The sequence below is a fragment of the Nevskia soli genome, assembly GCF_903970205.1.
In the GTDB taxonomy this organism is placed as follows: domain Bacteria; phylum Acidobacteriota; class Terriglobia; order Bryobacterales; family Bryobacteraceae; genus Bog-113.
Genome location: NZ_CAJCHS010000380.1, coordinates 21798 through 29878, shown reverse-complemented (window position 1 = coordinate 29878; position 8081 = coordinate 21798). Strand labels below are relative to the sequence as shown.

The following is an 8081-nucleotide window of genomic DNA, read 5'->3' as shown; positions in this document are numbered from 1 at the left end:
CATCGCTGCCGCTCGGGCCGCGCCAACTGGAGAGAAGTTGTGCAGATCTACGACGCATTACTAACCATGACTGCGTCGCCGGTGGTCGCGATCAACCGCGCGCTGGCAATTGCTGAGATCGACGGCGCTCAGGCCGCTCTTGATGCGATGCGGCAGGTTGCCGACGATCCGCGGGTCGCCGACTATCAGCCGTACTGGGCTGCCCGAGCCGAGTTACTGGCGAAATCAGGTGCACATGACGAGGCGCGCGCGGCTTATCAGATGGCGATCGGTCTGGAACGCGATCCGGCGGTCCGGCGATTTCTGCAGCGGCGTCAATCCGGTATTAGATAGACTATCGGCTGCAAGGAGGACCTAGATATGGCCAAAGCGGCGACCGCAGCCGCCCCTGCGGACAAAGTCGAACTGCACGATAAGTTGGTGGCTACCAACCCGAGTGTGGAGAGGAAGGGCGCTACGATGCCTTACACGTCGGTAAACGGTAATATGTTCAGCTATCTAACTAAGGACGGCAAGTTGGCGCTGCGGCTTCCGGCCGGGAAGCGCGAAGAGTTTCTCAAGAAATACAAAGCCAGGCTATGCGAAGCATACGGAGTCGTTCAGAAAGAGTATGTCGAGGTTCCGGATTCAGTGCTTGCCTCGACGCGCGAACTGAAGAAATATTTCGAGGCCTCCTATGAATATGTAAGCTCGTTGAAACCGAAGCGCACGGCGAAGGGTTAGATGATTGAGGGGCGGACCTGAACGCGGTATCGTCAGATTTGCAGCCCGACCCCGACCGCAACGCGGCCGCTTACAATCTGCGCTACGCTGTCCGCCTTCATGAGATAGAGGACGCTCGCCGCCAGGCGGTCGACGAACTCGACGCATCGCAGCGGCAATTCGAAGACGCGCTCACCGGTTTCCGAAACCGGCGATCATGGCAGCTATTCCTGCTCGCGCGCAAACTGTACTCGCACTCGTTTCTGGAAGGTTGGGCCGGACGGCGCGAACTACTCCGCTTCTTTGGCACGGCTCCGTTCAAAGGTATACCTACTCTGGCCAAATACGATCTTGTCCCGCCTAAGATCGAGGCTTTTCTGCCGAAGCCGCTCGCTTCGCCATATTTCAGCGACTCTCCCAACCAGCGCGCGATCCGCACCGGCGACTTGGCCCCATACGATTTAGTCATCCTTCCCGTATTCGGTTTCAACTACCGGTTCCAACGCCCCCAACATCTGGCCGTGCAGTTCGCTTCGTACGGGCATCGCGTGTTTTGGATCAGTCCTAACACCTTTCTCGACTCCGATTCGCCGCACTCGTTCGAGATAACTCCGCTCTGCGCCAACTTATGGGAAGTACGCCTGCGAGAAGTTATCCCGGATATCTACACGGAAGTGATGTCTGCCGAACAAGTGACCGGACTTGCGAACTGTGTTTCCGATTGCCTCCGCCGGAATAATCTTCAACGGAGTTGCGTGCTCGTGCAGTTTCCGTTCTGGCGTCAAATCGGACTGGAGTTGCGCAAGCGCTTCGGCTCTCTTCTGGCGTTCGACTGCATGGACGAATGGCAAACGTTCCCGCGCGTCGGCGACTTCGCACGGACGGAACAACCTTTGCTACTTCGCGAAGCCGACTTACTCATCGTGACGGCGCGCGCCCTCGAAAATGAGTTTCGGGCAGCGCAATTCGATCCGCTTCGCATCCCCAACGGGGTTGACTTCGACTTATTCCGTGAAGCGACGGCGGGTGATGCATCGTACAAAAGGCCCGTAGTCGGGTACGCGGGCGCGATCGCCGATTGGTTCGATTTTGACTTACTCGAAGCCTTGGCGCGCGCGCGTCCGCAGTATTCGTTTGTGGTCGTCGGCGCTTTTGAACGGGAACGGCATGTAAGTGGACCGGCGGTGGAGCGCTTGCGACGATTCAGCAACATTCATCTGCTCGGTCACAAGCCGTTCGCTGAAGTGCCTTCGTTTCTCGCCGGCTTCGATGTCTGCACGATTCCGTTTGTCGTCAACCGGGTAACGGAAGCAACCAATCCGGTGAAGATGTACGAGTATCTTGCCGCCGGCAAGCCGACTGTCTCGACTCCGCTTGCCGAAGTGTCCGCGCTTGGACCTCCCTATGCTTATATAGGAGCCACTGCGAGCGAATTCGCCGGCCAGATTGATCGCGCTCTCGCCGAAGACTCGCCATCCAAGCGAGAACAGCGCGCCGCCTTCGCGTCGTCCAACTCGTGGACCGATCGTTATAAGATGTTTGACGCCGCGATTCGATCGAAGATGAAATGACAATGTACCTATCGAAACTCTATCCACTTGTGTTGGCCGCCGGCTTCTTGCTTCAAGCGCAGCAAACCGATCCGACGCTTCCGAAGATCGTCCACAGAGACGGACGGTACGCGCTCTTCGTCGATGGCGCCCCGTTTCTCATCCTCGGCGCCCAGGTCAATAATTCGAGCGCATGGCCGGCGATGTTGCCGCAGGTCTGGCCGGCCATGGAAGCTTTGCACGTGAACACCGTGGAGATGCCGGTCTATTGGGAACAGTTCGAGCCGGCGGAAGGGCACTTTGATTCGTCGGTAGTCGACACGCTACTTAGCGGCGCGCGTGAGCACAACTTACACCTGATACTGCTCTGGTTCGGTACATGGAAGAACGGCAGCAGCCACTATATGCCCGAGTGGATGAAGCTTCAACCCGATAAGTATCCGCATATCCTGGACGCTAAAGGTCAGCCGGTCGACTCTCCATCGCCCTGCTCCGAAGCCACGCTGCAAGCCGACACGCGCGCATTCACTGCGTTCATGCGTCATCTCAAGGAAGCCGACCCGCAGCGCACCGTCCTCATGGTTCAAGTCGAAAACGAGACCGGAACCTGGGGCGCTGTTCGCGACTACTCTCCTGCCGCGCAAAAGCTATTTGATGGCGCGGCTCCGCGCGAGTTAGTTACGGCGCTGCATAAGAGCGCGGGTACGTGGTCACAAGTATTCGGTGACGACGCGGACGAAATCTTTCACGCCTGGTCCGTCGCCCACTATGTGGGTCAGGTCGCGGCTGCGGGTAAAGCCATCTATCCATTACCGCTCTACACGAATGCCGCGCTTCGCGATCCCGTCAATCCCGGCCGTCCGCCGCGATATGAAAGCGGAGGTCCGACCGACAACGTTCTCGACATCTGGAAAGTAGCAGCGCCGGGTCTCGACCTGCTTGCTCCCGATATCTACATCGGCGAAACCGAGAAGGTACTAAAGGTGCTCGATCTCTACCATCGTCCGGATAATCCGCTGTTCGTCCCTGAAATCGCCGGCAGCCCCGAGTACGCAAGGTACTTCTTCGCCGTGTTAGGTCACGAGGGGATCGGATTTTCGCCGTTCGGCCTCGATTTCACAGCGGGCAAGAACGAGAACGTCATCGATGCATTCGCGATCAACTATGAGTTGGTCGGGCCCATGCAGCGCGAGATCGCCCGCCTCAACTTCGAAGGTAAGTTGCAGGCCGTGGTAGAAGAGAAAGGCAAACCATCGGAGTCGCTTCCCTTCGGCCCGTGGAAAGCCACCGTCTCCTACGGCCTGCCAACCTTCGGATACGGAAAAGCGCCCGTTGGGAACCCGGAACCTATCGGCCGCGCCCTGATCGCGCAGCTTGGCCCCAACGAGTTCCTCGTCACGGGATTACATTGCCGCATCGACTTTGCCGTCTCTGACCCGGCCTCGACCAAGAAACGCCAGTTCCTCAAGGTTGCACAAGGAACGTATCAGGATGGCAAATTCATCCAAATGCGCATCCTGAACGGCGATCAGACCGACTACGGGCTGAACTTCTCCTCCGCGCCTCAGGTACTGCAAGTTAGCCTGGCGACTTACTAGCGAGCAACCTGGATCGTCTTATCCGCCTTCAAATCCGCCGAGGAACTCCCGACTGCCACGCGCACCCGATCCGCCTCAACTGTCCACGCGTTGCGTGTTTCATCCCAATAAGCCAGATCGTGAGCACGCAGCGGCAGTTCCACCTTTGTCATTTCGCCGCCAGCCAACGTAATGCGACGGAATCCCTTTAACTCTTCATTGGGGCGGCTCACCTTAGAGTCCAGATGCTTTACATACATCTGGACCACCTCATCGCCGGCCCGATTACTTGTATTCCGCACATCGACACTCACGGTTATCGTCCCGTCTGGTCTCATCTTCCCCGAACTCACCTTCAGATTCGAGTACTGAAACGTCGAGTAACTCAAGCCGAAGCCGAATGGGAAGAGCGGCTCGCCTTTGAAGTACATGTAAGTGCGGCCATCCCGCAGGTTGTAATCCATCATCGGCGGCAATTGATCCATGGAACTCGGCCATGTTGCAACCAGCCGTCCACCCGGATTCACCACGCCGAAGAGCGCCTCGGCAATCGCAGTTCCTTCTTCCTCGCTGTCATGCGCCATGTGCAGAATGGCGGGCAGACTCTGCTTCATCCACGTAACCGCGTACGGGAAACTGGAAATCAAAACGCCGATAGTCTTTGGATTAGCGGCAAGTACGTCCTCCATTACCTTCTGCTCCAACGGGTCGAGAGTAAGACTCTTCCGGTCGACCGCTTCTTTACCTTCGCCCGGATCGGGACACTTCTCCCAACCGGCGTTGCATGTCGGATGGTTTCCGACAAACACAATCGCTACATCGGAACCGCGCGCCGCCGCCACAGCCTTTCCGTCATCGTTATTCAAAGCATAGTTTACAGTGACTCCATCGCCAAGCAGCTTCTTGATTCCGGCCAGAGGAGTTACTGGATTAGGCGGAGTCCCGCTATACCAATCCAGAAAGACTTCATCCGCACGCGGCCCGATTACTGCAACCGAATGGATGGCCGACTTATCGAGCGGCAGCAGGTGGTCCGTGTTCTTCAACAGAACGATGGACTTTTCTGTAATCCGCCGCGCGACATCGCGGTGAGCATCCGTGTTCCATGGCTCCGGCTGGCCTTCCTTAGCCATAATGCTTTCGTAGGGAACCTGTGCCGGCGGATCCAGCAGGCCTAAGTGAATCATGACCCGGTACACCCCGCGCAGATTCTGATCGATATCTTTCTCGGTGATCAGACCCTTCTTCAGCGCGCTATTCACGCCGTCTTTGTATCGATCAAGAAACTGATTGATTCCCGCGTGAATCGCGCCCGCGACCGCCTGATCGATGTCCGGATAGTAGTGATGCTGGGTAACCATGTTCGTCAAGGCCCCGGCATCCGTGCAGATAATCCCGTCGAAACCCCACTCTTTCATCACCATCTGCTTGAGCACGGGGGAAGCGGTCATGGGTACATGGTTGACGGCGTTATAAGAAGTCATAAATGCACGCGCGCCGCCCTCTTCGATGCCCATGCGAAACGGCACCGAGTAGTATTCACGGAGTAGCCGCTGATCGAAGTCCGATGACGATCCGCCGCGCCCATTCTCATTGCTGTTCGCCATGAAATGCTTGAGTAGCGCCGCCGTTTCCCAATACTTCGGGTTCGGGCCTTGCAGTCCTTTGACAAACGCGACCGCCAACGTTCCGGTAAGATACGGGTCTTCGCCATAGGACTCTTCGGTGCGTCCCCATCGCGGGTCGCGAGCTAAGTCTGAGTTCGGAGCGCGCACGACAATCCCGGAACGAGACTTGTACTGTGGACTCTGGAATATATAGCGCGCCTCATCCGCTTCGACCGCCGCTGCCTCGCGGAGCAGGTCCGGATCCCAGGTTTCGCCCAATCCGACAGATTGCGGGAACTGGGTTGTAGTAACTGTGGTAGTTCTACCGCCCCATTTGGCGGGACCGCCTTGCGCCAATCCGTGCAACCCTTCCACGTGCGAGCTGCCCTTGATTCCCAGCCGTGGCACGCTCGGATTGGTTCCCAGGGCGCCGACTTTCTCATCCAGCGTCATCAAACTCAAGATGTTGTCGATCCGCTGCTCGACCCCGAGATTCGGGTCCATAAACGGATAAGTCTGCTGTGCATGGACCTGGGTCCTCGACTCGAAGAGCAAAACAACCGTACACGACAATGCCAAAGCAAAAACAAAAGCCCTAGATTTCATATTTCTTCAGTAGCTCCGGCCAAATCCCCTGTGCTTTCATGATCACTTCAATAGCTTCCCGGATCGCTCCTTTTCCACCCGCGGCTGTAGTTACTAAGTGAGCCTTAGCCTTCACCTCAGCCCTGGCGTTCGCGGTTGCAATCGCGAAACCGACCCGGTTCATCACCACGACGTCAGTCAGATCGTCGCCGGCATAAGCGATCTCATCCGTATGAATCTTCGCGTCGGCGACAATCTGCTCCAGTATCGGGATCTTCTCGATATGACCCTGGAACACGTAAGTCATCTCCACCTGCCGCGCCCGCTCTACGGTGGCCGGCGAGTCGCGCCCACTAATCACTCCCGTCTTAATTCCGTACCAGCCGAGCCAGCGCAGAGCGATTCCATCCTGCGAATCGAAAGTCTTACTCTCGACAACCTTTCCATCCGGCCCGGGAAAGAAGTAGAGGCGTCCGTCCGTAAGTACGCCGTCAACATCCATCAGCAGTAACTTGATCTTTTTCGCGCGTTCGACCTGCTCATTCTGGGAAACCATGTGACTTACCATTTGTCCTCGATGAGTACGTGATAGAGCGCATGCTGCCGCGCTTGCAGCCGTTTATAGATGGCGGTCCTGGCGGGCTCCGGCATGAAAGTCTTGCCCGTCGCCGCCGGAATTGCTCCCGCATCCGCGATCGCCTTGATTCGCTCCAGCGCAAGCAGGGCTGCGCCGCGGCTCGTAGCTTCCTTCTCGGTACAAAGCGTCACTGGACGGCCGATCGCGTCGGCCATCATCTGCGTCCAGGCCGGCGAGTGCAGCAGCGCGCCGCCCGACGCCAGCGTCTCCTTCGGTACTCCCAAGCTACTAACCATCAAGGCATCAATGTCCTGGAACGTCAGCGCAACGGCCTCCATCGCCGCCCTCGCGATCTCCACCGGACTTGTATGCGCACTTACTCCCACAAAGGCGGCGCGCGCATCGGCACGCCATCCAGTCGATCGTTCACCGGCAAACAGCGGCAGCACGGTCAAGCCATGGGCGCCGGGTTGCATGGTCTCAAGTTGCCGTTCGAGATCCTCCTTTGCCGGCAGCTGCAGCGTATTACTAAGCCACGCATAAACCGAACCGCCGTTCGAAAGCGCTCCCCCGAGAACGAACCGCCGCCGGTCCACGTGATAACACCATAAACCCGGCGGAATCTCGACCGACGGTGCATCGCTCACCGCGCGCATGGCTCCGCTCGTCCCCACCATGATCGCGAACCGTCCGGCCGCGGTGCATCCGCTCCCGACGTTGTTGCAGGCCCCGTCCCCAAGCGCGGGAAACCACGGAATGCCATCCAGTTCCGGCCAGCGTTGCGCCCATTCGGGACAAAGCTTATCACGCGGCTGGTCCATGTCTTTCGGCGCCGCAAACTGATCCAGCCGAACCGGGAGCGCGGCCATGATCTCCGCGTCATACTCGTTCTTATTCTGGTTCCATAGACCGGTTCCGGATACCATCGAGGTCGAAGTAACCGCCTCGCCGAACAGTCGCAGAAAAAGATACTCGCCGAAAGACGCCCAGAGTTTGACCTTCGCAAAGACATCCGGCTGCGTCTCCGATAACCAGAGAAGCTTCGCCGGATAGTAACTCGGATGCAGTACGCACCCGGTGCGCCGATGCTGTGCGGCGTTATCGATTTTCCCTTTCAGTTCCTCGGCGGCATGCGCGCTGCGTGTATCGAAGAGATGCAGAATCGGAGTAACCGGCTTACCTTCGCCATCAATGCCGGTGACGCTATGCCAGAAGGTATCGATTCCAACCGCAGCCGGTTTCAGGTGAGCGTCGCGCAATTGTCCGCAGAGTTTGTCGAGCGCCTGTGCCGTGAAAGCGACCAGAGCGTCGGGGTCCATTTCAAAACCGCCGTCCGGCGTGGTGCGGACCTGATAGGTTACCTGATCGCCGAAGCCGTCGACCTCCCGCCCATCGGCTCCGAAGAGCAGCGAGCGCACGGATGAGGTGCCGACATCGAGAGTTGCAACCAGCGGAGATGGGGTAGACAAACCATCAGGTTACT

6 protein-coding genes and 1 pseudogene are annotated in these 8081 nt (G+C 58.0%); 4 read left to right on the top strand and 3 right to left on the bottom strand.

Annotation, left to right across the window (positions count from 1 at the left end; translation table 11 throughout):
* From H1Y01_RS16605 to H1Y01_RS16590, 4 genes and pseudogenes are all read left to right on the top strand, one after another.
* Positions 1–333, top strand: a pseudogene (locus H1Y01_RS16605) (RNA polymerase subunit sigma-70); the annotation flags it as partial.
* A 27-nt stretch (positions 334–360) separates the two neighbouring features.
* Positions 361–723, top strand: a complete 363-nt coding sequence (locus H1Y01_RS16600) for a hypothetical protein (RefSeq protein ID WP_180541623.1) — start codon at positions 361–363, stop codon at positions 721–723.
* Between the two features lie 38 nt (positions 724–761).
* Positions 762–2273, top strand: coding sequence for a glycosyltransferase (locus H1Y01_RS16595; RefSeq protein WP_180541622.1), 1512 nt, complete (start codon positions 762–764; stop codon positions 2271–2273).
* 2 nt (positions 2274–2275) lie between these two features.
* Positions 2276–3850, top strand: a complete 1575-nt coding sequence (locus tag H1Y01_RS16590; protein WP_180541621.1) for a DUF5597 domain-containing protein — start codon at positions 2276–2278, stop codon at positions 3848–3850.
* Here the strand turns inward: H1Y01_RS16590 and H1Y01_RS16585 are convergent.
* The 3 genes from H1Y01_RS16585 to H1Y01_RS16575 form a co-directional block, all read right to left on the bottom strand.
* Positions 3847–5940, bottom strand: a complete 2094-nt coding sequence (locus H1Y01_RS16585) for a glycoside hydrolase family 3 C-terminal domain-containing protein (RefSeq protein WP_219341629.1) — start codon at positions 5938–5940, stop codon at positions 3847–3849. The genes H1Y01_RS16590 and H1Y01_RS16585 overlap by 4 nt on opposite strands.
* A gap of 91 nt (positions 5941–6031) precedes the next feature.
* Positions 6032–6577 carry a KdsC family phosphatase gene (locus tag H1Y01_RS16580; protein WP_219341628.1) on the bottom strand — a complete coding sequence of 182 codons (546 nt, stop codon included), beginning with the start codon at positions 6575–6577 and terminating at the stop codon, positions 6032–6034.
* 5 nt (positions 6578–6582) lie between these two features.
* Entirely contained in the window at positions 6583–8067 is a 1485-nt protein-coding gene (locus H1Y01_RS16575; protein WP_180541618.1) for a gluconokinase, read from the bottom strand.
* Positions 8068–8081: the final 14 nt, after the last annotated feature.

Bases quoted from the DNA above. Each gene is read 5' to 3' on its own strand.
- H1Y01_RS16600 (WP_180541623.1), top strand. From the start codon at position 361: ATGGCCAAAGCGGCGACCGCAGCCGCCCCTGCGGACAAAGTCGAACTG.
- H1Y01_RS16585 (WP_219341629.1), bottom strand. From the start codon at position 5,940: ATGGACCCGAATCTCGGGGTCGAGCAGCGGATCGACAACATCTTGAGT.
- H1Y01_RS16590 (WP_180541621.1), top strand. From the start codon at position 2,276: ATGTACCTATCGAAACTCTATCCACTTGTGTTGGCCGCCGGCTTCTTG.
- H1Y01_RS16580 (WP_219341628.1), bottom strand. From the start codon at position 6,577: ATGGTTTCCCAGAATGAGCAGGTCGAACGCGCGAAAAAGATCAAGTTA.